24 protein-coding genes are annotated in these 23,099 nt (G+C 61.2%); 11 read left to right on the top strand and 13 right to left on the bottom strand.

Translation table 11 applies throughout. The annotated features are described in order from the left end of the window. Nucleotides 1-152: 152 nt before the first annotated feature. Nucleotides 153-971, top strand: a complete 819-nt coding sequence (locus LIY36_RS14605) for a shikimate 5-dehydrogenase (RefSeq protein ID WP_226456079.1) — start codon at nt 153-155, stop codon at nt 969-971. A 134-nt stretch (nt 972-1,105) separates the two neighbouring features. Here LIY36_RS14605 and LIY36_RS14600 read toward each other — a convergent pair whose 3' ends face one another. Continuing rightward, on the bottom strand, nt 1,106-1,753 hold the full coding sequence (locus tag LIY36_RS14600) for a YceH family protein (RefSeq protein WP_192300336.1): 648 nt from the start codon (nt 1,751-1,753) through the stop codon (nt 1,106-1,108). A 115-nt stretch (nt 1,754-1,868) separates the two neighbouring features. Here LIY36_RS14600 and LIY36_RS14595 point away from each other — a divergent pair, with 115 nt between their 5' ends. Beyond that, nucleotides 1,869-2,378 (top strand): DUF1993 domain-containing protein, encoded by a 510-nt coding sequence (locus LIY36_RS14595; protein ID WP_226456078.1) that lies wholly within the window; start codon nt 1,869-1,871, stop codon nt 2,376-2,378. A 63-nt stretch (nt 2,379-2,441) separates the two neighbouring features. On the opposite strand, the gene sstT is transcribed toward LIY36_RS14595, so the two are convergent. Continuing rightward, the gene (gene sstT, locus LIY36_RS14590) at nt 2,442-3,662 is read right to left on the bottom strand and encodes a serine/threonine transporter SstT (protein WP_226456077.1); all 1,221 of its coding nucleotides are present in this window, start codon (nt 3,660-3,662) and stop codon (nt 2,442-2,444) included. Nucleotides 3,663-3,903: 241 nt separating this feature from the next. On the opposite strand from sstT, the gene LIY36_RS14585 reads away from it, so the two are divergent. Further along, nucleotides 3,904-5,058 carry an MFS transporter gene (locus LIY36_RS14585; RefSeq protein WP_226456076.1) on the top strand — a complete coding sequence of 385 codons (1,155 nt, stop codon included), beginning with the start codon at nt 3,904-3,906 and terminating at the stop codon, nt 5,056-5,058. Nucleotides 5,059-5,113: 55 nt separating this feature from the next. Here LIY36_RS14585 and nhaR read toward each other — a convergent pair whose 3' ends face one another. Continuing rightward, nucleotides 5,114-6,016, bottom strand: coding sequence for a transcriptional activator NhaR (gene nhaR / locus LIY36_RS14580; protein WP_192300340.1), 903 nt, complete (start codon nt 6,014-6,016; stop codon nt 5,114-5,116). Nucleotides 6,017-6,150: 134 nt separating this feature from the next. Between nhaR and LIY36_RS14575 the strand changes: the two genes are divergently transcribed. Together LIY36_RS14575 and LIY36_RS14570 are read left to right on the top strand one after the other, a co-directional pair. Next, on the top strand, nt 6,151-6,396 hold the full coding sequence (locus LIY36_RS14575; RefSeq protein ID WP_192300341.1) for a hypothetical protein: 246 nt from the start codon (nt 6,151-6,153) through the stop codon (nt 6,394-6,396). A gap of 28 nt (nt 6,397-6,424) precedes the next feature. Continuing rightward, nucleotides 6,425-7,174, top strand: a complete 750-nt coding sequence (locus LIY36_RS14570) for a TerC family protein (RefSeq protein ID WP_192300342.1) — start codon at nt 6,425-6,427, stop codon at nt 7,172-7,174. A gap of 131 nt (nt 7,175-7,305) precedes the next feature. On the opposite strand, the gene LIY36_RS14565 is transcribed toward LIY36_RS14570, so the two are convergent. Next, nucleotides 7,306-8,007: a histidine phosphatase family protein gene (locus LIY36_RS14565; RefSeq protein WP_192300346.1), complete on the bottom strand. Its 702-nt coding sequence runs from the start codon at nt 8,005-8,007 to the stop codon at nt 7,306-7,308. A gap of 251 nt (nt 8,008-8,258) precedes the next feature. Here LIY36_RS14565 and LIY36_RS14560 point away from each other — a divergent pair, with 251 nt between their 5' ends. The 3 genes from LIY36_RS14560 to hemB all read left to right on the top strand — a co-directional run bounded on the left by LIY36_RS14560 (nt 8,259) and on the right by hemB (nt 10,893). Further along, nucleotides 8,259-8,957 (top strand): glutathione S-transferase N-terminal domain-containing protein, encoded by a 699-nt coding sequence (locus tag LIY36_RS14560; RefSeq protein ID WP_226456075.1) that lies wholly within the window; start codon nt 8,259-8,261, stop codon nt 8,955-8,957. 3 nt (nt 8,958-8,960) lie between these two features. Beyond that, nucleotides 8,961-9,803, top strand: a complete 843-nt coding sequence (locus tag LIY36_RS14555) for a PhzF family phenazine biosynthesis protein (RefSeq protein WP_192300348.1) — start codon at nt 8,961-8,963, stop codon at nt 9,801-9,803. Nucleotides 9,804-9,918: 115 nt separating this feature from the next. After that, nucleotides 9,919-10,893, top strand: a complete 975-nt coding sequence (gene hemB, locus LIY36_RS14550; RefSeq protein WP_226456074.1) for a porphobilinogen synthase — start codon at nt 9,919-9,921, stop codon at nt 10,891-10,893. Between the two features lie 109 nt (nt 10,894-11,002). On the opposite strand, the gene LIY36_RS14545 is transcribed toward hemB, so the two are convergent. Then, a complete protein-coding gene (locus tag LIY36_RS14545; RefSeq protein ID WP_226456073.1) occupies nt 11,003-11,617 on the bottom strand; it encodes a LysE family translocator in 615 nt (204 codons plus the stop codon). A 141-nt stretch (nt 11,618-11,758) separates the two neighbouring features. Between LIY36_RS14545 and LIY36_RS14540 the strand changes: the two genes are divergently transcribed. Continuing rightward, complete coding sequence (locus LIY36_RS14540; protein WP_226456072.1) at nt 11,759-12,844, top strand: DUF1615 domain-containing protein; 1,086 nt, start codon at nt 11,759-11,761, stop codon at nt 12,842-12,844. On the opposite strand, the gene LIY36_RS14535 is transcribed toward LIY36_RS14540, so the two are convergent. Continuing rightward, on the bottom strand, nt 12,845-13,630 hold the full coding sequence (locus tag LIY36_RS14535) for a DUF4349 domain-containing protein (protein ID WP_226456071.1): 786 nt from the start codon (nt 13,628-13,630) through the stop codon (nt 12,845-12,847). Between the two features lie 157 nt (nt 13,631-13,787). Between LIY36_RS14535 and LIY36_RS14530 the strand changes: the two genes are divergently transcribed. After that, complete coding sequence (locus tag LIY36_RS14530) at nt 13,788-14,210, top strand: PaaI family thioesterase (protein WP_192300353.1); 423 nt, start codon at nt 13,788-13,790, stop codon at nt 14,208-14,210. A 507-nt stretch (nt 14,211-14,717) separates the two neighbouring features. Here LIY36_RS14530 and LIY36_RS14525 read toward each other — a convergent pair. From LIY36_RS14525 to LIY36_RS14515, 3 genes are read right to left on the bottom strand one after another with little or no spacing between them, the layout of a single operon-like run. Continuing rightward, entirely contained in the window at nt 14,718-15,899 is a 1,182-nt protein-coding gene (locus LIY36_RS14525) for an acetyl-CoA C-acetyltransferase (protein WP_192300354.1), read from the bottom strand. Nucleotides 15,900-15,910: 11 nt separating this feature from the next. Beyond that, nucleotides 15,911-16,570 carry a CoA transferase subunit B gene (locus LIY36_RS14520; RefSeq protein WP_192300355.1) on the bottom strand — a complete coding sequence of 220 codons (660 nt, stop codon included), beginning with the start codon at nt 16,568-16,570 and terminating at the stop codon, nt 15,911-15,913. Between the two features lie 34 nt (nt 16,571-16,604). Continuing rightward, the gene (locus tag LIY36_RS14515; protein ID WP_192300356.1) at nt 16,605-17,303 is read right to left on the bottom strand and encodes a CoA transferase subunit A; all 699 of its coding nucleotides are present in this window, start codon (nt 17,301-17,303) and stop codon (nt 16,605-16,607) included. Between the two features lie 133 nt (nt 17,304-17,436). Between LIY36_RS14515 and LIY36_RS14510 the strand changes: the two genes are divergently transcribed. After that, nucleotides 17,437-18,339, top strand: coding sequence for a LysR family transcriptional regulator (locus tag LIY36_RS14510; RefSeq protein ID WP_192300357.1), 903 nt, complete (start codon nt 17,437-17,439; stop codon nt 18,337-18,339). A 125-nt stretch (nt 18,340-18,464) separates the two neighbouring features. Here the strand turns inward: LIY36_RS14510 and LIY36_RS14505 are convergent, their stop codons facing one another. From LIY36_RS14505 to LIY36_RS14490, 4 genes are all read right to left on the bottom strand, one after another. After that, nucleotides 18,465-18,794 (bottom strand): hypothetical protein, encoded by a 330-nt coding sequence (locus LIY36_RS14505; protein WP_226456070.1) that lies wholly within the window; start codon nt 18,792-18,794, stop codon nt 18,465-18,467. A gap of 733 nt (nt 18,795-19,527) precedes the next feature. Next, nucleotides 19,528-20,373: an NAD-dependent protein deacetylase gene (locus LIY36_RS14500; RefSeq protein ID WP_226456069.1), complete on the bottom strand. Its 846-nt coding sequence runs from the start codon at nt 20,371-20,373 to the stop codon at nt 19,528-19,530. An 8-nt stretch (nt 20,374-20,381) separates the two neighbouring features. Further along, nucleotides 20,382-20,822, bottom strand: a complete 441-nt coding sequence (locus LIY36_RS14495) for a CBS domain-containing protein (RefSeq protein ID WP_024074507.1) — start codon at nt 20,820-20,822, stop codon at nt 20,382-20,384. Between the two features lie 132 nt (nt 20,823-20,954). Then, the gene (locus LIY36_RS14490) at nt 20,955-22,904 is read right to left on the bottom strand and encodes a DNA topoisomerase III (protein ID WP_226456068.1); all 1,950 of its coding nucleotides are present in this window, start codon (nt 22,902-22,904) and stop codon (nt 20,955-20,957) included. Nucleotides 22,905-23,099 lie beyond the last annotated feature (195 nt).

Genomic DNA, 23,099 nt, shown 5'->3' with positions numbered 1-23,099 from the left:
CGGTTAGCCCCTGCGCTTGTGGTCTGCAATCAATAGACTCAAGGATTGTCGCGGGGATACTTTTAAGACAACGTATTTCAAGAAAACAGCACGGCCGCTAGGTAAAGGTTGTGTAAGGTCTGTACCGATTTGCTTACTCAGAGGAGTTTTCCATGCAAATGCACCCCAACAAGGACACCCAACTGTGTATGTCGCTGTCGGCGCGTCCCGGGAATTTTGGCCTGCGTTTTCATAACCACCTGTACGAACAGCTGGGTCTGAACTTCTACTATAAAGCCTTCAGCAGCCGGGATTTGCCCGGCGCGATCGGTGGTATCCGGGCGCTGGGCATTCGCGGTTGCGGGGTGTCGATGCCGTTCAAGGAGGCTGCCATTGCCTTAGTGGATGAACTCGACGATTCGGTTCAAGCCATCGACTCGCTCAACACCATCGTCAACACCGATGGCCATCTCAAGGCCTACAACACCGACTACATCGCCATCGAACAACTGCTGAAAAAGCATGCGGTACCCACAGACTCGACCTTCGCCCTGCGCGGCAGCGGCGGCATGGCCAAGGCCGTGGCCAGCGCCCTGCGTGACGGTGGCTACAGCAATGGCCTGATCGTGGCGCGCAACGAAGCGGCGGGCCGGGCGTTGGCACGCAACCTCGGGTACGAATGGCAGGCGGACCTGGGCGACGCACGCCCGCAGATGCTGATCAACGTGACACCCATCGGCATGACCGGCGGGGCGCAGGCGGATGGGTTGGCGTTTGATGCCGAGGCAATCGATGCGGCGGACACTGTGTTCGATGTGGTAGCGATCCCCGCCGAAACGCCGCTGATCGTGCGTGGACGTGCCCAGGGTAAGCGCGTGATTACCGGGCTGGAAGTGATTGCGATCCAGGCGTTGGAGCAGTTTGTGCTGTACACCGGGGTGCGGCCTACAGACGAGCAGTTCCAGGCGGCGGTCGCCTTCGCCCGAACCTAAGGCCCCCCGAAGCTCTAATGTTGGAGTGGGCTTGTGTGGGAGCGGGCTTGCTCGCGAATGCAGTGGTTCAGCCACCATCTCCGGTGACTGACACACTGCATTCGCGAGCAAGCCCGCTCCCACATTTAGGGGGGTTATGCCTGTTCCAGCTGGGTCAGGCGTTCTTCCAGTGCGGCAATCCGTGCTTCCAGCTCTTCAATGCGATCGGCTGAAACCGTGCTCCCACGCTCCACCGGATTGCCTCGCGCCGCGATAATCACCTCAATATCTGCCGGGTCCCCCAGCGCATGGGTATAGCGATCTTCCCGCTGCCCCGCCTGACGCGGCACCAACAGCGCCAACCCGCGGGCTATCAGGCGTTCCAGCTGATGCACGACCTGCTCGGCATCTTCAAAGTCGTGCATGCGCCCGCTGCGGGTCAGCAGTTCATTGACGGTTTGCGGGCCGCGCAAAAACAGCAGCCCGGTCAGGATCACCTGGGCCGGCACCAGTTCCAGCGCCTTGTCCACGCGGTGTTCCCAGCGGTCGGCGCGGCTGCCCATCACCAGGCGGGTAAAACCCTGGCCTTCCAGTGCGCGCAGGCTTTGGCCGACCTGGCCTTGGCTGAGGTTCATCACCGGCTCGCGGCTGGTCTTCTGGTTGCAGGCCAGCACCAGGGCGTTGAGGGTCAGGGGGTAGGTTTCCGGGTTGGTCGCCTGTTTTTCGATCAGGCAGCCCAGGATGCGGATTTCCGTGCTGTTCAGGCGCGGCTCAGGGGTGTCGGTGTCGTGCTCGGCGGTCATCGCGCTTTCCCTATGCAGTGAAGTGCCTAGCGTAAGCCGGAAAAAATAAAAGACAAGCGAGCGGGCGGTCTATAATCGTCGCCTGTTCAAACCGTGCCATCACCATGAGACTGCCATGACTATTTCCCTGTACGCCGCTTCCATCCCAGTCTTCAAGCAAATGCTCACCGCCCTGAGCGGTGTGTTGACCAAGGCCGAAGCCCACGCTGCAGCCAAGAACATCGAGCCGAACGCCTTGCTGCAAGCGCGCCTGTTCCCGGACATGTTCCCACTGGTGCGCCAGGTGCAGATCGCCGTGGACTTCGCCAAGGGCGTTTCCGCACGCCTGGCCGAGGTCGAAGTGCCGAAATACGAAGACAACGAAGTGACTTTCGCCGACCTGCAAGCCCTGATCGCCAAGGTGCTGGCCTTCCTCGACACCTTCAAGCCTGAGCAAATCGACGGCAAGGAAGGCATCGAGATCATCACCCGCCCTGGCACGCCGAAAGAGAAGCGCTTCAGCGGCCAGTCCTACCTGCTGACCTACGGCCTGCCGCAGTTCTTCTTCCACGTCACCACCGCGTACGCGCTGCTGCGTCATAACGGTGTGGAAGTGGGCAAGCGCGATTACATGGGCGCGTTCTAAGCGGCCAAAAAAAAGCCGGGGCGGTTCACTCAAGAACCGCCCCGGCTTTTTTGTGCGCGCAGGTCAGGCCGGTTGTTCTTCCTTGCCCAGGCACGCCGCAGCGGTAAACAGTACATCGGTGGACGAATTCAGCGCGGTCTCCGCCGAATCCTGCAACACGCCGATGATGAAACCGACCGCAACTACCTGCATCGCGATCTCGCTGGGGATGCCAAACAGGCTGCACGCCAGCGGGATCAGCAGCAGCGAGCCTCCGGCCACGCCCGAAGCACCGCAGGCGCAGATCGCGGCGACCACGCTGAGCAGCACGGCGGTGGGCAGGTCGACGGCGATGCCCAGGGTATGTACGGCGGCCAGGGTCAGCACGGTGATGGTGATGGCGGCGCCGGCCATGTTGATGGTGGCACCGAGCGGGATCGACACCGAGTAGGTGTCTTCATGCAGGCCCAGGCGCTTGCTCAGTGCCAGGTTGACCGGGATATTCGCCGCCGAACTGCGGGTGAAGAAAGCGGTGATGCCGCTTTCGCGCAGGCACATCAGCACCAGTGGGTAGGGGTTGCGGCGCAGTTTCCAGAACACGATGGCCGGGTTGATCACCAGCGCCACGAAGAGCATGCAACCGATCAGCACCACCAGCAGGTGCGCGTAACCGAGCAGGGCGCCGAAACCGGAGGTGGCCAGGGTCGAGGCGACCAGGCCGAAAATGCCCAGGGGCGCGAAGCGGATCACCACGCGTACGATCAACGTCACGCCGTTGGACAGGTCGTCCAGCACGGTGCGCGTGGTTTCACCGGCATGGCGAATGGCGATGCCCATACCGATGGCCCACGCCAGGATGCCGATAAAGTTGGCGTTCATCAGCGCGCTGACCGGGTTGTCCACCACGCTCAACAGCAGGCTTTGCAACACTTCGCCGATACCGCCGGGGGCGCTGACGGAGGTGTCATGGGTGATTAGCACCAGGGGCGACGGGAACCACATGCTGGCAATCACCGCCACCGCGGCGGCGGCAAAGGTGCCAAGCAGGTACAGGAACAGAATCGGTTTGATATGGGTTTCCTGGCCGTGTTTATGGTTGGCGATCGACGCCATTACCAGCACAAACACCAGGATTGGCGCCACGGCCTTGAGCGCGGTGACAAACACTTTGCCGATAAACCCGGTGGCTTGTGCCGCTTGGGGCGCCAACAGCGCGAGCAGAATGCCGGCGATCAAACCGATGACAATTTGTGTAACCAGGCTGACACGTGTCAGGCGCTGGAGCAGGGAAGGGGCAGCAGTCATAAACAGTTGTCTCTGATTTTTTTAGTAGGGCGCAGCATTGCAGGCAGAAAGGGCTGTAGGAAGCAGCCGCGGAGTCTAGCATGTCGTAGGAAATGTCCTCGCTGCTGCGGCATTCCGTCACCCGCACCGGCGGCGCTTCGGCAAAGCCGGACATACTCTGTTAAGATTCCCGCCTCTCACCTTTCCCATCTGTCAGCGGGCCCTTCGGGCTGTCGTTGCTGTCGTCGTTTCTGGAGTTTTCATGTTGTTCCCCATCCTGCTGCTGTCGGCCGCCGGTTTTACCGTGCTGACCACGGAATTCGTCATCGTCGGCCTGCTGCCGTCCATCGCCCGGGACCTGCATGTCAGCGTGTCCCAAGCCGGGCTGCTGGTGACCTTGTTCGCGTTTACCGTCGCGGCATTCGGGCCGTTTCTCACGGCCTACTGCGCGCGCTTCCCACGCAAGCGCCTGTTTATCAGCATCCTGATCCTGTTCGGAGTGGCCAATACCGTGGCTGCGCTGGCGCCGAACATCTGGGTGATGGCCCTGGCGCGGTTGATTCCGGCGCTGGGCTTGCCAGTGTTTTGGGCCCTGGCCAGTGAAACCGCAGTGGACATCGTCGGCCCGGAGTACGCCGGGCGTGCCATCGAGAAGATCGGCTTCGGCATTGTCTGCGCCACCGTGTTCGGCATCCCGGTGGGCACGCTGATCTCCGATATGTTCGGCTGGCGCAGCGCGTTTGCCATCCTCGCGGTGGTGGCGTTGGCCAAGGCGTTGCTGCTGTTTATCTACCTGCCGGTGACTGCGCCGAAAAATGCCGAAGTGACGCTGCGCTCGCAGTTCAAGATCCTGCGCAACCCGTTGATGCAGGGGCATATCCTGCTGTCGATCCTGGTGTTTTGCGGCATGTTCACCGCTTATACCTACCTGGCGGACATCCTTGAACGCCTGGCCGGGTTCGACGGCACGCTGGTGGGCTGGTGCTTGATGGGCTTTGGCGCGGTCGGGTTGATCGGCAACTCGTTGGGTGGGCGTGCGGTGGATCGTCACCCGCTGATTGCGTCCATGGTGTTCTGCGGTTTCATGATCGCTGGCATGGTTGCGTTGGTGCCGGCGATTCATTCCACCATCGGCCTGGCGGCCGCGATGGCGGTGTGGGGCGTGACCCAGGCGGCAATGTTCCTGGTCAGCCATGTGCGCTTGATGAAGGCCGCGCCCCATGCGCCGGCGTTCGCCGCTTCGCTGAACATCGCCGGGGCCAACCTGGGCATCGGCTTAGGCGCGCTGGTGGGCGGGCATGTGATCGACACCCTGGGCCTTGGCAGCCTGGGCTTTGCTGCGTCCGGGTTTATCCTCGTGTCGATCCTGCTGGCCCTGTGGCTGATGAGCGTCAAATCGGCGCCGAACTATGCCTGATTCATGGCTGTTGGCCTGCTGTGGCGAGGGCGCAAGCTCCCTCGCCACATAGGCATCAGGGCAGGGCGGTGAACAACTCCCGCCTGGCACCTTCGGTAATCGCCACGATGCCGGGATGCTTGACCTTGCGCTCGACCGAGATCGCGTAGAACGACTCGGTGACCGCCGTGGTCTGGCCAATCAACGCCACGCCGTATTGGCGCACCACTTCATCGGCAATCACGCTGGGGGCGATGAAAATCCCGCTGCCGGATTGGCCGAAGGCCTGCATCAAGGCGCTGTCGTCGAACTCGCCGATGATCCTGGGTTGGATCTGCTGTTCGGCGAACCAACGCTGCAAACGGCTGCGTACGACCGTTTCTGCACCCGGAATCAACAGCGGCGCCCCCTGCAAGCACTGTGGGAAGGTGCCGCTGTAGGCGTCAGCCAACGCCTGGGTGGCGAAAAAGCTGATCCCGCACTCGCCCAATTTCTGGCTGTAGCCCTTGATGTCCAGGTGCGTTGGCATCGGGCTGTCGGAAATCACCAGGTCCAGGCGCTGGATCGCCAGGTCAGCCAATAACCGTTCGAGTTTGTCTTCGCGGCAGGTGATGCGGATCGGTTCGCTCAGCTCCATGGTCGGCGCAATCAGGCGGTAGACGATGGATTTGGGCACCACATCCGCCACGCCGACGCGGAACAGGATCTGCTGCTCATTGGGCTGCGCGCGCAGCATCGCCTCCAATTCATTGCCGGTCTGGAACATCTGCTCGGCGTAGGGCAGGGCCTGGCGCCCGGCTTCGGTCAGCTCCAGCTGGCGGCCGACCCGCTGAAACAACGCGATGCCAAAGGTTTGCTCAAGCAGGCTGATCTGCCCGCTGATGGTCTGGGGCGTGAGGTTCAGTTGCTCGCAGGCGCGCACGATGCTGCCCGTCTTGGCCACGACCCAGAAGTAATGCAATTGGCGGTAATTGAGCATGCTGACTATCACTTCGTGAAAACCGAAGTATACGTGAGAAAAATACGAATTTTTCTGAACTGTTCACCTGCATAGAATGCCTCGCTATCGCGGGGCCACTATTTGGACCCAATGGTTCTAACGAGGAATACATCATGAAACTCAATTCCCTGGGCGCGGCATCGTTGCTTGCGCTTTCATTGGTGGTGATCAGCGGCTGCGATCAGGTCGAAAAAAGCGCCCAGCAGGTGTTGGGCAAGGCCACCGAGTCGGCCAAGCAAGCGATCGATGACACCCACAAGGCCGCCGAGCAGGCGTTGAGTGAAGCGACACAAGGCTTGATCAAGCCTGAGAAGCAGGAAAAAGAAGCTGAAGACGCTTCCGACACCCAAGAAACCTAATTCCCCGGCACAACCTCAGGACTGACCTATGGATTACCTTTTACAGCTGGCCGCCAGCCCCACCGCCTGGGTGGCATTGGCGACGTTGATCGTCATGGAAATCGTGCTGGGCATCGATAACCTGATCTTTATCTCGATCCTCACCAACAAACTGCCTGAGCAGCACCGGGCCAAGGCGCGGCGCATCGGCATCAGCATGGCGCTGGTATTGCGCCTGGGCCTGTTGAGCACCATCGCGTTCATCGTGCAACTGACGGCGCCGGTGTTCGAAGTGTTCGGCCAGGCGTTCTCGTGGAAGGACATGATCCTGATCGCCGGCGGCCTGTTCCTGGTGTGGAAGGCTACCACCGAGATCCATCACAGCATGGACCCGGAGCCCGAGGAGAAGGTCAGCGTCGGCAATACGGTGACCATCGGTTTCGCGGCGGCCATCGGCCAGATCCTGTTGCTGGACCTGGTGTTTTCCATCGACAGCATCATTACCGCCGTGGGCATGACCGAGCACTTGCCGATCATGATCATCGCCGTGGTGACCTCGGTGATCGTGATGCTGGTGGCGGCTGAACCGCTGGCCAAGTTCATCAACGACAACCCGACCGTGGTAATGCTGGCCCTGGGCTTCCTGATCATGATCGGCATGACGCTGATCGCCGAAGGCTTCGGCGCCCATGTGCCAAAAGGCTACGTGTACGCAGCGATGGCGTTCTCGGCAGTGATCGAGTGCCTGAACATCGCTCGACGCAATCGCCACAAGCGCTTACTTGCAGCCCGTCAGTAACGTTTACCGCGCTGGGCTGCGAAGCGGCCCTGAAACCCGACGCCGCATTCTGTCAGACAGAATGCGGCGTTTTTATTGGGGCCGCTTCGCAGCCAGGCGCGGGCAAGCACGCTCGCTACAAGGCCCGATTGTCAGGAGTCAGCGCTCACCTGCGTCGGTTCCGGGCAGGATTCTTCGCCGTTGTTCAAGCCTTGCTTGTAGTTGCGGCTCAGCAGTGACGCTTTGCCGTTGTGCCAGGTCAAGGTCAGCACGTACAGGGTGTCGTAGTCGCTGCCGGACCAGTCGTCGGTGATGGTGTGTTTTTCGCCCGACGCTTCACTCGCCACCTTGTTGATCAACTCCGGCAGGTAGCCGTGGGACCAGGCGGTGTAGATGGTGGCGTTGTGGTACTTGTCTTCCACCAGTTCATCGGCGAGGGCACTGGTGTCGTTTGCCGAAAATTTGATGTTCACCGGCAGGCCGAGTTTGATGGCACTGGGGCTGATGGTCATCAGGGGGCGAATGTAGCTGTAGGAATTATCGAACTCGCCTTCCTCGACATTGCGCGTCGGATTGGCGGCGAACACAAAGTTGGCCTTGCCGAATTTTTCCGGCAGTACCGTGGCGAGGTTCATCGCCCGGTTCAGGCCTTGGCAATTAAGTTGGCCCAAGCCGCCGGCGGGTTTTTCGCCGTGGCGCAGGAAGACCAGGGTTTGCACGCCGTCTACCTGCTCGGCACGGCTGGTGCGCGATTCCAGGGTCAGGCCGATGGCGCCGCCGACCAGCAACAGCGGCAACATGATGTATGAATAGCGTTTCAGGCGTAACGCAAGGCACGGAGGCTTGATTGTCATTGGTCTGGAGTCTTCAGTGCATCGAGTGAGGGCGGACAAGCCCGGCCCCAGTGACGCCAAGGGCGTCCTGCGGTATTTCCTGTCGTTACAGCAAGGTGCCTCCATTCACCGTTCAAGCGCAGCTAAGAGTGCGCAAGGGCGCATTGGTTCGCCTGCGCGGGATAATAGCCAGCGCATGTTGCGCATTGATGACCCAAGCAGGACACCGGGAAGATGACTATCATGGGGGCTTTGCGCCAGGGGATTTCCCGATGAACTCGCTTGCCAGCTTCCCGATTAATAGCAAATGGCCCGCTCAACACCCCGAACGCCTGCAACTGTACTCGCTGCCTACGCCCAACGGGGTAAAAGTCTCGATCATGCTTGAGGAGTTGGGCCTGCCCTATGAGGCGCACAAGGTCAGCTTCGAGACCCAGGACCAGTTGTCCCCCGAGTTCCTGTCCCTGAACCCCAACAACAAGATCCCCGCGATCATCGACCCCGACGGCCCCGGCGGCCAGCCATTGGCGCTGTTCGAGTCCGGCGCGATCCTGATCTACCTGGCGGAAAAAACCAGCCAGTTGCTCTCCGAGGACCCGGCCACCCGCTATGAAACCCTGCAATGGCTGATGTTCCAGATGGGCGGCATCGGGCCGATGTTTGGCCAGTTGGGCTTCTTCAACAAGTTTGCCGGCAAGGCCTACGAGGACAAACGCCCGCGCGACCGCTACGCCGCCGAGTCCCGACGCTTGCTGGCGGTGCTGGAGCAGCGCCTGCTGGGTCGCACCTGGATCATGGGCGACGACTACAGCATCGCCGACATCGCGACCTTCCCATGGATCCGCAACCTGATCGGCTTCTACGAATCAGGCGACCTGGTGGGTATCGCCGACTTCCCTAACGTACTGCGCGCGCTGGACGGCTTTGTGGCCCGCCCGGCGGTGATCCGTGGCCTGAATATTCCGAGCTGAAGCATGCCGATTTTCGATTTCAAACAACTGGATGTATTCAGCCACGTGCCCCTCAAGGGCAACCCGCTGGCTGTGGTGCTTGGCGCTGACAGCCTGACGGACCAGCAGATGGCCGATTTCGCCAATTGGACCAACCTCAGTGAAACCACGTTTTTGCTGACACCGCGTGATCCTCTCGCCGACTACCGGGTACGAATTTTCACCACCGTGCAGGAACTACCGTTCGCCGGCCACCCGACGTTGGGCACGTGCCATGCGTGGTTGCAAGCGGGCGGTGTACCCAAGGGCGAGGACATCGTCCAGGAGTGCGAGATCGGCTTGGTGCGTGTGCGTCGCCAAGGTGATGAGCTGGCGTTTATTGCTCCGCCGTTATTGCGTTGCGGTCCAGTGCAAGCGCCTGTGCTGCAGCGAGTGTGCCTGGGGTTGGGCTTGAGTCCCGAAGCCGTTGTGCGCAGCCAGTGGGTCGACAATGGTGCTGGGTGGCTGGCGTTGATGTTGGCCGATCGCGATCAAGTGCTGAGTTTGCAGCCGGACTATTCGCAGTTGCTCGGTCTGGCGGTGGGTGTGATCGCCCCCTGCGACCCGGTGCGCGACGACGTGGACACGCAGTTTGAAGTGCGCGGCTTTATCGCTGGAGACGGCGCCCCGGAAGACCCGGCCACCGGCAGCTTGAATGCCGGTATCGCCCAATGGCTGCTGGGCGAAGGCTTGGCGCCAGAGCGTTATGTGGTCAGTCAGGGCACGGCCCTCGGGCGTGCAGGGCGGATTCGTGTCGAACGCCAGGGCGATGACATCTGGGTCGGCGGTGCGGTCGCGGTGTGCATTGAAGGGCGTCTACAGCTCTAGATCAATGAATTGTTGCGGGCCTCGCAATACACTGTTGGGCTCTCGGCGTTTGTGTTGCCTATGCCGGTGGGCATAAGCTTTCGCCCCAAAGCCTTCACCCTATTTCAGGACCGCCATGACCAGCCAGTTCCCCCAAGCCCGCCCACGCCGCCTGCGCCGCTCCCCGGAGCTGCGTGGCTTGTTCCAGGAAACCGAGTTCACCCTCAACGATCTGGTGCTGCCGATTTTCGTCGAAGAAGAAATCGACGACTTCGTGCCGATCACCAGCATGCCCGGCGTGCAGCGTATCCCTGAGAAGAAACTGGCCGCCGAGATCGAGCGCTACGCCCGCGCCGGCATCAAGTCGGTGATGACCTTTGGCGTGTCCCACCACCTGGACGCCAGCGGCAGCGATACGTGGAAGGAGCGCGGCCTGGTCTCGCGCATGTCCTCGATCATCAAGGACGCCGTGCCGGACATGATCGTGATGTCCGACACCTGCTTCTGCGAATACACCGACCACGGCCACTGCGGCGTGATGCACGGTGCCCACGTCGATAACGACGCGACCCTGGTCAACCTCGGCAAACAAGCCGTAGCCGCCGCCCGTGCTGGCGCCGATGTGATCGCACCGTCGGCAGCGATGGACGGGCAGGTCCAGGCGATCCGCCGGGCCCTGGATGACGCCGGTTTCACCCACATCCCGATCATGGCCTACTCGACCAAATTCGCCTCGGCCCTCTACGGCCCGTTCCGCGAAGCCGGCGGCAGTGCGCTCAAGGGCGACCGCAAAAGCTACCAGATGAACCCGATGAACCGCCGCGAAGCCGTGCGTGAATCGCTGCTGGATGAACAGGAAGGCGCCGATGCGCTGATGGTCAAGCCGGCCGGGGCCTACCTCGACATCATCCGCGACATCCGCGAAGCCTCGCGCTTGCCGGTGGCGGCGTACCAGGTGAGTGGTGAGTACGCGATGATCAAGTTCGGTGCCCAGGCGGGGGCGATTGATGAAGCTCGCGTGGTGCGCGAAACCCTCGGTTCGATCAAGCGGGCCGGTGCGGATTTGATCTTCACCTACTTTGCGATGGACCTGGCCCTGGCCGGGATCTAAAAATGTGGGAGCGGGCTTGCTCGCGAAAGCAGTGGTTCAGTAAAAGATCTAGTGACTGACACTCCGCTTTCGCGAGCAAGCCCGCTCCCACATTGTTTTGTGTTGCCTATCAGCGCTGCGCAAACGCCAGATTCAACCCCAACCCCGCAAAGGCCGCCGCAAAACTGCGACGCAGCCAGTTCTGCACCCGTGGCGACTCGATCACCGCGCGCCGAAAGACATTGGCCAGCAGGCCATACGCCACGAACACCGCAAATGTCATCGCCATGAACACGCCGCTCAGTACCAGCAGCTGCACGCTAGGTGAAGTGCTGCCCGGCGCGACGAACTGCGGCAAAAAGGCCAGGAAGAAAATGGTCAGCTTCGGATTCAGAATGTTCATCAAGAAGGCGCGCAGCATCAGGCTGCGCGCACTCGCGACCGTGGGCGTGTCACTGACGGCAAACGCCGAGCGATCCCTCCAGGTGGCATAGGCCACATACAGCAGGTAGGCGACGCCGGCATACTTGAGCATGTCGAACGCCAGGGCACTGGTGTGCAGCAGGGCGGACAGGCCGAGAATCGAGGCCAGCAGGTGCGGGATGATCCCGGCGGTGCAGCCCAGCGCAGCGAACACGCTGGCGCGTTTACCGGCGGTGAGGCCGGTGGATACGGTAAAAATCACCCCGGTGCCGGGAATCAGCACCACAATCAGGCACGTGACGAGGAAGTTCAGGCTGAGCATGGCATTCAAACTCCTTGTAGGAATGGTCGATGACAGATCCTGTCACGATAGGCGCCGGTTGGCGAGCGCGTCAGGTTCGCGAACCCTGGTTACACTTGCCGGTCGATATACCCGGTCCCGCCGTTATTCAAGGAAGCGCCCATGTCCCTACGCCGCCTGATCCTGTGCCTCACCCCATTGCTGGTGCTGGCCGGTTGTTCCACCTCGCGCGGCCCGCAACAGCCGGCGCGCAGCGAAGCCGAGGTGAAGGCGCAGATTGTGCGCTTGTTGCCTGCACAACTCGCGGACCGCAACGGTTGGGCTCAGGACATCTACACCGCCTTCGACACCCAGAAGATCTACCCGAGCACCGAGAACATCTGCGCCGTACTGGCAGTGACCGAGCAGGAGTCCACCTATCAGGTCGACCCGCCTGTGCCGAACATGGGCAAGATCGCTGGGGATGAAATCCTGCGGCGTGCCGGAAAAGTCCATGTGCCGGCCTTTGTGGTACGCAGCGCCTTGCAGTTGCGCTCGCCCACCGGCAAGTCCTACGCCGACCGCCTGAATGCCGCACGCACAGAGAAGGACCTCAGCGGCATCTTTGACGATTTCATCAGCATGGTGCCCCTTGGCAACACCTTGTTTGGTGGCTTCAACCCGGTGCATACCGCCGGTCCCATGCAAGTCAGCATCGACTTTGCACAGAAACAGGCGCGGGGTTATCCCTACACGGTTGACGGTACGATCCGACGCGAAGTCTTCACCCGGCGTGGTGGCATGTACTTTGGCATTGCCCATCTGCTCGGCTACCCGGTGAACTACGACCAGCCGCTGTACCGCTTCGCCGACTTCAACGCGGGGTGGTACGCCAGCCGCAACGCAGCATTCCAGGCGGCGGTCAGCCGCGTCTCTGGCACCGAACTGGCGTTGGATGGGGATTTGATCCGCTACGGCTCATTGCTGCCCGGCACCACCGAGCTGGCGGTGCGTTCACTGGGCGCGAAGCTGGACATGCGTAACCCGAGCATCCGCAGCCAGTTGGAGCAGGGTGAGCAGTTGGACTTTGAAGACACCACCCTCTACAAGCGCGTTTTCGCGCTGGCCGACAAGGCTGCCGGCAAGCCGATGCCACGGGCGATTCTGCCGGGCATCGTGCTCAAGAGTCCGAAGATCACCCGCAACCTGACCACCGCGTGGTTCGCCAAGCGCGTGGATGAGCGCTATCAGCGTTGCATGCAGCGCTGATCAGCTGCGGCGCTTGATAAACCGGCGCCACAACCACACCCACAACCACACCACCGGGAACGCCAGGATCACAAACGGCAGCACATAGCTTGCGCGTTCCAGGGCGTCGGCGGTGCCGTTCACCAGGTTGTCACCGAGGTTGCTGAACATGCGACTGAAGCGTGACGGCTGGTTCGCGCCGTCGGCGGAGCGGAAGTTCAGGGTCACGCGGTTGGTGTCGAGACGGCGCTGCTGGTTGGCGCCGATCTGCGCCAGTTGCTGCAGCTCGTTTTCGATGGAGGCCTGTTCCTTGCTCAAGGCGATCAAGTCACTGACGGTGATGTCCTTGCGCTTGGCCAACTCGTCGAGACGCTGCTGCTGGGCTTGCAGGCGGTCCTGGCGGCGGCGTACATCGGCGACGGCATCGGCCAGGTCTTCGGCGGTGGTGATGCGTTGGCCGAGCTTGCCGCCTTCGGCAGCCATGGCGACGATCGGCTCCACGCCGGTGGGCGCGATGCGCAGGATGATCTCGCCGCCGTTACCGTCCTCGGTGATGCCGAGGATATTGCAGGCGCCAAAACGTGCCGTCTCGCAGGCCTCGCGCGTGGCCTGCATGCGCGGCGCGAGCAGGGCGCCGGGCAGGGCCAGGGTCAGCTCGTGTTCATAGGCCAGTTGTGCACCGGCCTGGCTTTGTTCACCGTTGATCGTCCTGGCGCTGGAGTGGTCCTTGGGCGAGCAACCGGCGAGGGTCAAGCCTGCGAACAAGATCAAGAAAAATGGTGTGGCTTTGCCGTCCGGATGGCGCATTGCGGTTCCTTGGGAGGTGCGGGGAAATTTGGACGGCGATTAAAGCGGGTCTGGGGGATTAACGCAAAGCATCGTGGAGGATTTGTACCGTTGATGGTGCTGGCTGTCGCCATGAGTCTGGCGTACACCTCAAGCCTGACTCCAAGGAAGAATCGCCATGATCGCCCACGCCGTGCCCGAAGGTTTTGTCTCGCTGCCCCGCAGCAGTCCGCTGCTCGATCTGTTGGGGCCGGCGTATTGCCGGGGCGAAGGCCTGCAACTGGAGATCGGCCTGCGCGCCGATAATCGTCACGCCAATGGCCGTGGCACCGTGCATGGCGGAGTGCTGGCGACTCTGGCGGATGTCGGCATGGGTTATGCGATGGCGTTTTCCAGCGAGCCGCCGTTACCGTTGATCACCGCAAGCATGACCTTGGATTACCTGGGCGCGGTGCAGGTCGGAGAGTGGATTGTGGTGAAGCTGGAGCATCACAAGCGCGGGCGGCAGATGGCGTTTGCCACGGTGAGCCTGCAGGTGGGGGACAAGGTTGTGGCGCGGGCGAATGCGGTGTTTGCGGTGCCACAATCCGACAGGCAATAAAGATCAAATGTGGGAGATTCTATGGGCGCGGCGCAACACCGCTACCAACAGTGCCGCCGCCTTCGCAGCCTCGCTAAAGCTCGACAGCTCCCACAGGGGATTGGCAGTGCCTGGGCTATCTCCAGCCGAACACTCACTATCCATCAACACCGATCACCTGTGGGAGCGGGCTTGCCCGCGAAGGCGGTGGTTCAGCCAACACCTCCACCAACAGTGCCGCCGTCTTCGCAGCCTCGCTGAAACTCGACAGCTCCCACAGGGGATTGGCAGTGTCTTGGCGATCTCCAGCCGAACACTGACAGCCCGCCAACACCGATCACCTGTGGGAGCGGGCTTGCCCGCGAAAGCGGTGGTTCAGCCAAAACCTCTACCGACAGTGCCGCCGCCTTCGCAGCCTCGCTAAGGCTCGACAGCTTCCACCCTGGGACTGTGTTTATTTAGATAGAGCGGGTAAAGAAAAGGCCCGGTTTTCGTGGAACCGGGCCTTGTCCATGTTGCTCTTGCCAATCAGCTGCGTTCGAGGGCCAGGGCCACACCTTGGCCACCACCGATGCACAGCGTCGCCAGACCTTTCTTGGCATCGCGCTTGATCATTTCATGCAGCAGGGTCACCAGCACACGGCAACCTGAAGCGCCAATCGGGTGACCGATGGCAATCGCGCCACCGTTGACGTTGACCTTGTCCGCATCCCACTCCAGCTCTTTGCCCACCGCCAGCGCTTGCGCAGCGAAGGCTTCGTTGGCTTCGATCAGGTCCAGGTCGCCCAGGCTCCAGCCGGCTTTGTCCAGGCAGCGGCGGGTGGCCGAGACCGGGCCGATACCCATGATCGCCGGATCGACGCCGGCATTGGCGTAGCTGGCGATGCGTGCCAACACCGGCAGGCCGAGGGCCTTGGCCTTGTCGGCACTCATCAGCAGTACCGCGGCAGCGCCGTCGTTGAGGCTCGAAGCGTTGCCGGCGGTGACGCTGCCGTCTTTCTTGAACGCGGGTTTGAGCTTGCCCAGGGACTCGGCGGTGGTGCCGGCGCGTGGCTGTTCATCCACGGCGAAGGCCACCGGGTCGCCCTTGCGCTGGGGGATCAGGATCGGTGTGATTTCGTCGGCAAAACGTCCGGCCTCGATAGCCGCCGCGGCTTTTTGCTGGGAGGCTGCGGCGAAGGCGTCCTGGGCTTCACGGCTGATGCCGTACTTGTCCACCAGGTTCTCGGCGGTGATGCCCATGTGGTAATCGTTGAACGCATCCCACAGGCCGTCGCTGATCATGCTGTCGACCATTTTCGCGTGGCCCATGCGCAAGCCGGTGCGCGCGGCGGGCAATACGTAGGGGGCCAGGCTCATGTTCTCCATGCCGCCGGCGATGATCACTTCGGCGTCGCCGCAGCGAATGGCTTGCGCGCCCAGGTGCAGGGCCTTGAGGCCGGAGCCACAAACCTTGTTCAGGGTCAGGCTCGGCACCGCATGGGGCAGGCCGGCGAGGATCGACGCCTGGCGCGCCGGGTTCTGGCCTGAGCCTGCGGTCAGCACCTGGCCAAGGATCACTTCATCCACCTGGGCCGGGTCGAGGCCGGTTTGCTCCAGCAGGCGACGGATCACGGCGGCGCCCAGTTCCGGTGCCGGAATATTCGCCAGCGAACCCTGGAAGCTGCCCACGGCGGTGCGGGTGGCAGCAACAATCACGACGTCTTGCATGAGATCTGTCCTCACTGGAATTGCATTTCTGGAACGTGGTCCGGGACGATCAGTTTACCGGCGGTCTTGCTCACAATCTCTTCAACGCTGACGCCAGGTGCGCGTTCCTTGAGGACAAAAGCGCCATTTTCGATTTCCAGGTACGCCAGGTCCGTGAGTACGCGCTTGATGCAGTTCGCGCCGGTCAGCGGCAGGCTGCAGCGGCTGAGCAGCTTGGACTCACCGTCCTTGGACGCATGGGTCATGATCACGATGATGTTTTCTGCGCCGGCCACCAGGTCCATGGCGCCGCCCATGCCCTTGACCAGCTTGCCGGGGATCATCCACGAGGCGATGTTGCCCTCTACGTCCACTTCAAACGCGCCAAGCACGGTGAGGTCGACGTGGCCGCCGCGGATCATCGCGAAGGATTCGGCAGAGGAGAAAATCGACGCGCCGATGCGTGCGGTGACGGTCTGTTTGCCGGCGTTGATCATGTCGGCATCGATGGTGTCTTCGGTAGGAAACGGTCCCATGCCGAGCAGGCCGTTTTCCGATTGCAGCATCACTTCCATGCCTTCGGGGATGTAGTTGGCCACCAGGGTCGGGATGCCGATGCCGAGGTTGACGTAGAAGCCGTCCTGCATTTCGCGGGCGACGCGTTGAGCCATTTGTTCGCGGGTCAGAGCCATTTTATGAGTCCTTATTGTTCGGGCTGGAGGCGGATTATTTGCGTACGGTGCGCTGTTCGATGCGCTTCTCGAACGTGCCGCAGATGATCCGGTCGACGTAGATGCCAGGGGTGTGGATCTGCGCCGGGTCCAGCTCGCCCGGTTCGACGATTTCTTCGACTTCGACCACGGTGATCTTGCCGGCGGTGGCGGCCAGCGGGTTGAAGTTCTGGGCGGTGTGGCGATAGATGACGTTGCCGAAGTGGTCGGCTTTCCAGCCCTTGACGATGGCGAAGTCGCCGGTGATGGACTCTTCCATCAGGTACGGGCGGCCGTTGAATTCGCGGGTTTCCTTGCCTTCGGCGACTGGAGTGCCCACGCCGGTGGCGGTGAAGAAGGCCGGGATGCCGGCGCCGCCTGCGCGCATTTTTTCCGCCAGGGTGCCTTGGGGGGTCAGCACTACTTCGATTTCGCCGCTGAGCAGCTGCTTTTCGAACAGGGCGTTTTCACCGACGTAGGATGCGATCACTTTGCGGATCTGTTTTTGTTCCAGCAGTACGCCAAGGCCAAAACCGTCGACGCCGCAGTTGTTGGAAACCACAGTCAGGTCGCGGGTGCCTTTGCGCTTGATTTCGGCGATGAGGTTTTCCGGAATGCCACACAGGCCAAAACCACCGGCAAGTACGGTCATGCCGTCTTCCAAGCCTGCCAGCGCTTCTTCATAGGACGCCACGCGTTTATCGAAACCTGCCATATGCACCTCTTTTATTGTTTGTGGGCCAGCCAATGAACCGAGTGTTGCGCTGCTGGATTGATTTGTTAAGTTGTTTTTTAAGGTTGATTGATTTAAAAAACTGCATAGTCGAGCGGTGGTCCGGAGTAGCCTTATGACAGTTAAACAGATGCGGGCCTTTCTCGCCGTGGCCCAGAGCCTGAGTTTTGCCGCCGCCTGCGAGCGCCTGCACCTTTCCCAATCGGCGCTGAGCCTGACCATCAAGGGCCTCGAAGAAGGGCTGGGTGGGCGCTTGTTCAGCCGCAATACCCGCAACGTCGCGCTGACCCCTGAAGGTGAATCCCTATTGCCCCTGGCTCGCCGGTTGATTGCCGACTGGGACAACGCCGAAGACGAACTGCGCCAGCGCTTTACCCTGCAGCGCGGGCGCGTGACAGTCGCCGCGATGCCTTCGTTCGCCGGCAACCTGCTGCCGCCGATCCTGAAGATATTCCGCGCGCGTTACCCTCAGGTGAATGTGACGGTGCATGACTTGATCAACGAACAGGTCCTGGAGATGGTGCGCGAACGCCAGGTGGAACTGGGCGTGGCGTTCGAGCCCGCTGAAGGTTCGTCACTGGCGTTTACCCCGCTGTATCTGGATCGCTTCATTGCGGTGGTGCCGGGCGATTCGCCGTTGGCCAAGCGCAGCGAAATTGACTGGAAAACCCTGCTGGATCAGCCGTTCATCACATTGCAGCGGCCATCAACGGTTCGGGTAATGCTGGAAGAACACCTGGGCGACTTGCAGATGAAGTTGCCGGTAGCACTGGAAAGCCATCAATTGGCGACGGTGGGCAAGATGGTGGCGAGCGGTTTGGGCGTCAGCGCCGTGCCTGCATTGTGTGCGCGGCAAATGGAGGAGGCGGGCGCCCATTGCATCACCTTGAACGATCCGGTGATTGAACGGCCGATTGGCGTGCTGACCAAGCCGGGGCATGAACTGTCGGCGGCGGCGCAAGTGCTGTTTGATATTTTTCGCGATGAAGCGGCGAAGGGGCGGTTTCCAACTTTCTGAATACACCGCAAACAAGTGTGGGAGCTGGCTTGCCTGCGATAGCTATTTGACATTCAACAACAGTGTTGAAGTTTAAACCGTTATCGCAGGCAAACCAGCTCCCACAGTAGTGCGCGAGTTACTTTCTAGTAGTAGCGATCAATCACTTTAACTTGCGAGCTGTCCTTGACGGCCGCCCAAGCATTATTAAGTGTGTCGAATACTTGCTCGATAAAGTTGCGATCAGCCGCAGCCTTCTTGCCGACATAACCCTGGCCGCGGCGGTACACCTTCAAGCGCGCTGCCAACTCACGGTTATTACGGTCAAAATCGGCTTCTTGGGTATTGGGCGCCAGGCAGTCAAGTTGCACTTCGCCCGACTTGCCAATCCACAGGACATGGTCGTCGAGAGTGTCTTTCTGCGCTGCGAACATCTCAGCCAATTCATCGATAGTTGGTTGGTTGTTCAGATTCATGTGTAAGCCCCTTGACCAGTTGGCGATCTATGAATTGATACGTCGTTAGTTGTCTCCGGTTCCGAAAACCGGGCGTCAGCGTCTGTCTGCCGAATACGGGCAGGGTCTTGAACCTGATGCATGTAGTTTTGCTGATGAACTGCTACGCAATGGTTTCATAACGAAGACAAGCAGCGTTTGAGCTCCTTGTACCGATCCTTGCGGGCCGGTCAGCTTCATCAATCTGCCTTGTGGGCAGTGCACATCCGGAAAAAACAGCTCGGCGGTCAGACGAGCTCTTTCAAAACACCTGTTGCCAACGCTCCCGATCCGGGAGACGTCTCGATAATGCAAGGACAAAAAGGTTACGTCAACGGTTATGTAGTGATTATTTTTGATCACTACATAAATCATCGTGGACACGGGGAGATGCGTGGAAATGTGACTTGGGCGTCATTTTTTGGTGTGGGTGGTCTTGGATCCAGGATGGTCCACTCGACACAAACCCCCTGTGGGAGATTCTAGGGTTGCGGCGCAACACCTCTACCAACAGTGTCGCCGCCTTCGCAGCTTCGCTAAAGCTCGACAGCTCCAGCCGAATACTCACTATCCATCAACACCAATCACCTGTGGGAGCGGGCTTGCCCGCGAAAGCGGTCAGCCAGTTGATACATCTGTAACTGAGTTACCGCTATCCCAGGCAAGCCAGCTCCCACACAAGCCAGCTCCATAGTTGAAACAGGTGGTGGTGTTGCTATCTCAAGCGCTCAACAAGCAACGGCAACAACCGCTCGCACGATGCCTGGATCTTTACCTGCAGCAACTCATCCCCACGCGTCTTGCCCAGGTTGATCGCTATCACCGGCTTGCCTTGCTCCACCATCGCCTTGCACAGACGAAACGCCGAGTACGCCATCAGCGATGAGCCCACCACCAGCAAGCCATCGGCATCCGCCACGGCCGCCATTGCCTTGGCGGCCGTGGTTTGGGCGACGTTCTCGCCGAAGAACACCACATCCGGTTTCAAGCGTTGACCGGTGCAATGGGGGCAGCGGGGTACCTGGAAGCGCTCCTCGAACGCCGGATCAAGCAGCGTGTCACCATCGGGGGCTTGCACGGCGTCGACGCCGGCCAGGTAGGGGTTCTCAGTCTCCATCAATTGCTGGATCACGTCGCGCTCGCTGCGCTGTTGGCAGTCCAGGCATAGCACGCGGTGCAGGCTGCCGTGCAGTTCGATCACGTCATGACTACCGGCCTGGTCATGCAGGGTGTCGACGTTTTGTGTGACCAACCCGCTGATGCGCTGGCGTTGTTGCAGAGTTGCCAGCGCCCGATGGGCCGCGTTCGGCTGGGCGATTCGCACCTTCGGCCAACCCAGCATCGCCCGTGCCCAATAACGGCGGCGGGCTTGCGTGGTGGCGAGGAACTCCTGGTACATCATCGGAGCCCTGCCTCGGCGCACACCCTCGCTGTCGCGATAATCGGGAATTCCCGAAGACGTGCTGATCCCTGCACCGGTCAGTACCAGAAAGCGTCGTTGCGCCATGGCCCGGTGCAGGGTCTCGAGGTGGTCTTCCTGATGTTCAAGGCAATCGAGCATGGGGTCGCCTATTCGCCGCGGATGTATTGCTCCAGCTGCTTGATCAGATCAGCCTGGTCGGCAATGGCTTCTTTCACCAGGTCGCCGATGGACAGCAGCCCAAGCAGTTTGCCGTCTTCTACCACGGGCAGGTGGCGCAGGTGACTGTCGGTCATGATATTCATGCACTCATCGACCTTTTTATGGGTGTCGACGGTGATCACCGGAGAGCTCATCACCTCGTGGACCTTCGTGGTGACCGACGACAGGCCCTTGAGCATGATTTTGCGCGCGTAGTCCCGTTCGCTGATGATGCCTACCACTACGCCATCCTTGACGACCGGCAAGGCCCCGACGTTTTTCTCCGACATGCGGACCAGCGCTTCAAACACGGTGTGGTCGTGTTTGATGACATGGACTTCCTGGTTTTTCTGGTCCTTGGCTTTGAGCACTTGTGCAACGGTTTTCATGGCGGCCACTCCGGTGTTGTTGTTTGGAAGTCAGCGGGTCCCCTACAGAATCCTAGACGGCTCACGCTGGAGCAAGGTCCAAAGCGGCGTTAAACCCGTCGAAAAACGTCATTCACCGGTTTTTTTCCCGTTTTACCCGGCATTTGTCGGTTTTTTGCCGCGCTTGGGGCCCGCCGCGGTCTTGCGTGGAGCGCTCTTTCGCTTCTTTTTCCAGGGGGCAGCCCCTCGGCCTGCCGGGCTCGCCGGGCCGCTGATGGTCATGCGCAGGCCGTTGCAACGTGCCACCTGTTTGCTCATCCAGGCCGCTTGTTTGGCGACGAATTCTTCCAGGCTCATCTCGCCGCTTTGCACCATGTCCAGGGCCTGCTCCCAGATCGCGGTGGTGCCGGGGTCGGCGATGGCGCGGGGCACGGCGTCGATCAGGCTGAATGCCGCCGGGGTGGCCGAGAGGGCCTTGCCGTTTTTCACCAGGTAACCACGGTCCAGCAAGCCCTGGATAATCCCGGCACGGGTCGCTTCGGTGCCGATGCCGGTGGTGTCCTTGAGCTTTTGCTTGAGGAGCGGGTCTTGCACCAGCTTGGCGACGTTTTTCATCGCCTTGATCAGGTCGCCTTCGGTAAAGGGTTTGGGGGGCTGGGTCCACAGGTCCTTGAGGTTGACCTTGTCCACCGCGTAATCCTGGCCCTGAACCAATGGCGGCAAGGCTTGGGGTGTCGCAACGTCGCGTCCCTTTGCCGGCGCCAGGGCTTCCGGCAGGGCGCGCTTCCAGCCCGGTTCGATCACAACCTTGCCCACCGCCCGCAACGCTTGCCCTGCGCAGTCGAAGTCGGCCTGGGTGCGATCGTATTCATGGTTGGGCAGGAACTGCGCCAGGTAACGTGCGCGAATCAAGGTGTACACCGCACGGTACTTGCCGGTGAGTTGCCCGACATCCTTGCCCGCGCCGGTGGGAATGATGCCGTGGTGGGCGCTGACCTTGGCGTCGTTCCACGCCCGGGAGCGGCGTTGCGGGTCGAGATGGGGCATCAGTTCATTCACTGCCGCATCTGCACGGCCCAGCGCCGCGAGAATTTTCGGCGCGTCGCTGTGCTGGCTCAGCGGCAGGTAGCCGCAGTCGCTGCGGGGGTAGGTGATGACCTTGTGGGTTTCGTACAGCGACTGGGCGATGTCCAGGGTTTCCTGGGCGCCGAGGCCGAGTTTTTTCGAACAGATTTCCTGCAGGGTGCCCAGATCGAAGGGCAGGGGCGCCACGTCGCGCATGCGCTCGGTGCGCAACTTGACCAGTCGTGCGCTGGCGGCGTTGCGCATGCCAGCGGCGGCCTCCTGTGCCAATGGCAGGTTGAGGCAGCGGCCCTGGTCATCACAGGCATCTTCGGCGGCGCGCCATTGGGCGGTAAAGGTCATGTGTGCGTGTCGCAGGTCGACATCGATGGCCCAGTACGCCACCGGCACGAAGTCGGCGATGCTGCGGTCGCGGTCCACCACCAGGCGCAAGGTCGGAGTCTGCACGCGGCCCACGGGCAATACGCCTTGATAGCCGGACTGACGCCCGAGCAGGGTAAACAAGCGACTCATGTTCATGCCGATCAGCCAGTCGGCGCGGGAACGACCAAGGGCCGAGTGATAGAGGCTGAAGGTCTCGGCACCGGGCTTGAGTGCGGCGAGGGCCTTGCGGATGGATGCGTCGTCCAGCGCCGACAGCCACAGGCGCTGGATCGGCCCGCGATAGCGGCAGTGCTCCACCAGTTCACGGGCGATCATCTCGCCTTCACGGTCGGCGTCGGTGGCGATCACCAGTTCCTGGGCTTCCCCCAGCAGGCGCTTGACCGCCTTGAACTGGCTGGCGGTCTTGGGCTTGACCCGCATCTTCCATTTTTCCGGAACGATCGGCAGATCGGCCAGCACCCAGCGCTTGTACTTTTCGTCGTAGGCATCGGGTGGGGCGGTTTCCAGCAGGTGGCCGATGCACCAGGTGACCGTGACTCCATTGCCCAGCCAGCAACCGTCGCCGCGACGACTGGCGCCGAGCACGGCCGCGATGTCCTTGGCCTGGGAGGGTTTTTCACAGAGGTACAGCCGCATGGTCATCACATCAGATCGGGTTGATGCTGTGCAGGATGCTCAGTCAGCGGGCATTGATCAACCATTATCTGTATGGATGTACAGCAATTTGTGTGGTTACCGCAAAACAAATGTGGGAGCGGGCTTGCCCGCGAAGGCGGCGGGTCAGCCAATACATGTTTGACTGATCCACTGCTTTCGCGGGCAAGCCTGCTC

It is taken from the genome of Pseudomonas sp. AF03-9, assembly GCF_020515815.1.
In the GTDB taxonomy this organism is placed as follows: Bacteria; Pseudomonadota; Gammaproteobacteria; order Pseudomonadales; family Pseudomonadaceae; genus Aquipseudomonas.
This window is presented reverse-complemented; position numbering and strand designations above follow the sequence as displayed.

Bases quoted from the DNA above. Each gene is read 5' to 3' on its own strand.
- LIY36_RS14535 (WP_226456071.1), bottom strand. From the start codon at position 13,630: ATGCGCCATCCGGACGGCAAAGCCACACCATTTTTCTTGATCTTGTTC.
- hemB (WP_226456074.1), top strand. From the start codon at position 9,919: ATGACCAGCCAGTTCCCCCAAGCCCGCCCACGCCGCCTGCGCCGCTCC.
- LIY36_RS14600 (WP_192300336.1), bottom strand. From the start codon at position 1,753: ATGACCGCCGAGCACGACACCGACACCCCTGAGCCGCGCCTGAACAGC.
- LIY36_RS14505 (WP_226456070.1), bottom strand. From the start codon at position 18,794: ATGAATCTGAACAACCAACCAACTATCGATGAATTGGCTGAGATGTTC.
- LIY36_RS14520 (WP_192300355.1), bottom strand. From the start codon at position 16,570: ATGGCTCTGACCCGCGAACAAATGGCTCAACGCGTCGCCCGCGAAATG.
- LIY36_RS14585 (WP_226456076.1), top strand. From the start codon at position 3,904: ATGTTGTTCCCCATCCTGCTGCTGTCGGCCGCCGGTTTTACCGTGCTG.
- LIY36_RS14605 (WP_226456079.1), top strand. From the start codon at position 153: ATGCAAATGCACCCCAACAAGGACACCCAACTGTGTATGTCGCTGTCG.
- nhaR (WP_192300340.1), bottom strand. From the start codon at position 6,016: ATGCTCAATTACCGCCAATTGCATTACTTCTGGGTCGTGGCCAAGACG.
- sstT (WP_226456077.1), bottom strand. From the start codon at position 3,662: ATGACTGCTGCCCCTTCCCTGCTCCAGCGCCTGACACGTGTCAGCCTG.
- LIY36_RS14540 (WP_226456072.1), top strand. From the start codon at position 11,759: ATGTCCCTACGCCGCCTGATCCTGTGCCTCACCCCATTGCTGGTGCTG.
- LIY36_RS14545 (WP_226456073.1), bottom strand. From the start codon at position 11,617: ATGCTCAGCCTGAACTTCCTCGTCACGTGCCTGATTGTGGTGCTGATT.
- LIY36_RS14560 (WP_226456075.1), top strand. From the start codon at position 8,259: ATGAACTCGCTTGCCAGCTTCCCGATTAATAGCAAATGGCCCGCTCAA.
- LIY36_RS14530 (WP_192300353.1), top strand. From the start codon at position 13,788: ATGATCGCCCACGCCGTGCCCGAAGGTTTTGTCTCGCTGCCCCGCAGC.
- LIY36_RS14595 (WP_226456078.1), top strand. From the start codon at position 1,869: ATGACTATTTCCCTGTACGCCGCTTCCATCCCAGTCTTCAAGCAAATG.
- LIY36_RS14555 (WP_192300348.1), top strand. From the start codon at position 8,961: ATGCCGATTTTCGATTTCAAACAACTGGATGTATTCAGCCACGTGCCC.
- LIY36_RS14515 (WP_192300356.1), bottom strand. From the start codon at position 17,303: ATGGCAGGTTTCGATAAACGCGTGGCGTCCTATGAAGAAGCGCTGGCA.
- LIY36_RS14490 (WP_226456068.1), bottom strand. From the start codon at position 22,904: ATGCGGCTGTACCTCTGTGAAAAACCCTCCCAGGCCAAGGACATCGCG.
- LIY36_RS14525 (WP_192300354.1), bottom strand. From the start codon at position 15,899: ATGCAAGACGTCGTGATTGTTGCTGCCACCCGCACCGCCGTGGGCAGC.
- LIY36_RS14510 (WP_192300357.1), top strand. From the start codon at position 17,437: ATGACAGTTAAACAGATGCGGGCCTTTCTCGCCGTGGCCCAGAGCCTG.
- LIY36_RS14495 (WP_024074507.1), bottom strand. From the start codon at position 20,822: ATGAAAACCGTTGCACAAGTGCTCAAAGCCAAGGACCAGAAAAACCAG.
- LIY36_RS14500 (WP_226456069.1), bottom strand. From the start codon at position 20,373: ATGCTCGATTGCCTTGAACATCAGGAAGACCACCTCGAGACCCTGCAC.
- LIY36_RS14565 (WP_192300346.1), bottom strand. From the start codon at position 8,007: ATGACAATCAAGCCTCCGTGCCTTGCGTTACGCCTGAAACGCTATTCA.
- LIY36_RS14575 (WP_192300341.1), top strand. From the start codon at position 6,151: ATGAAACTCAATTCCCTGGGCGCGGCATCGTTGCTTGCGCTTTCATTG.
- LIY36_RS14570 (WP_192300342.1), top strand. From the start codon at position 6,425: ATGGATTACCTTTTACAGCTGGCCGCCAGCCCCACCGCCTGGGTGGCA.